This window comes from Aquabacterium sp. A08, assembly GCF_011742065.1.
The window spans coordinates 1-778 of the sequence record NZ_JAAQQT010000291.1; the positions used below are offsets into that span (position 1 = coordinate 1).

At 57.3% G+C, this 778-nt stretch carries 1 protein-coding gene and 1 tRNA gene; both read left to right on the top strand.

Annotated features, from left to right (window positions below; genetic code table 11):
- The first annotated feature begins 2 nt into the window (after positions 1-2).
- Positions 3-92, top strand: a tRNA-Ser gene (locus HA630_RS01650).
- An 89-nt stretch (positions 93-181) separates the two neighbouring features.
- Positions 182-445, top strand: a complete 264-nt coding sequence (locus HA630_RS01655; protein WP_166832172.1) for a hypothetical protein — start codon at positions 182-184, stop codon at positions 443-445.
- The last annotated feature ends 333 nt before the right edge of the window (positions 446-778 follow it).

Sequence of the window (778 nt, forward strand, 5' to 3'; positions counted from 1 at the left end):
ACGGAGAGGTGGATGAGCGGTTTAAGTCGCACGCCTGGAAAGCGTGTGTGGGCTAATCCCCACCGCGGGTTCGAATCCCGCCCTCTCCGCCAGAATCAAAAACCCTTGTAAGTCAAAAGCTTACAAGGGTTTTTTGTTGTTGATTGTTGAAATCGGTCTTCGACCGTCACAGAGGTATCCCTTGGAAGGATTGACATTTCAAGTCAACATCGGCGCTGTGCGCAGTCGAATCGGTGAACTCAAGTTCAGCCTGGCGGTCGATGAGAACGGCCAGGGTCAGGTGCATGTTTTCGCCATCGACCCGACCGACCTGCGCAAAGCCGGCGTGCTGTTGACCCTGGACGAAGACGGCCTGACCCAGTTCGACGATTTGCTGGAGAAGGTCTATGAAGTCGCCCACCAGCTGAAGACGGATGGACGCATGAAAACGCTCAAGCGGGCTTGACAGGCTCGCGGCCCACAAACCCTGACCAGTGACGAAAACCTGCCGAGCGCCCTGTCACACGAACAGCCGGGGCAATGCCAATGCTCATTCCCACTCAATAGTCGCCCCTGATTTATTCATTTCAAGCCACGCGCAGCCGGTTTGACACCGGTTGCGCGTCCATTGGAAGAAGTTTTGCGAGCCAACCAGCCTGAGCCAAGGCCGGGGTCAACACTGCGCGCAGGCGCAAAAAAAGCTAGCCCAAGAAGGTGATGCCCTTCTTGGCGATCATGCGCAGCAGCCAGCGGATGTTGTAGCCCGCTGCGCACAGCACAGCATGCAGCCGGTCGCCGG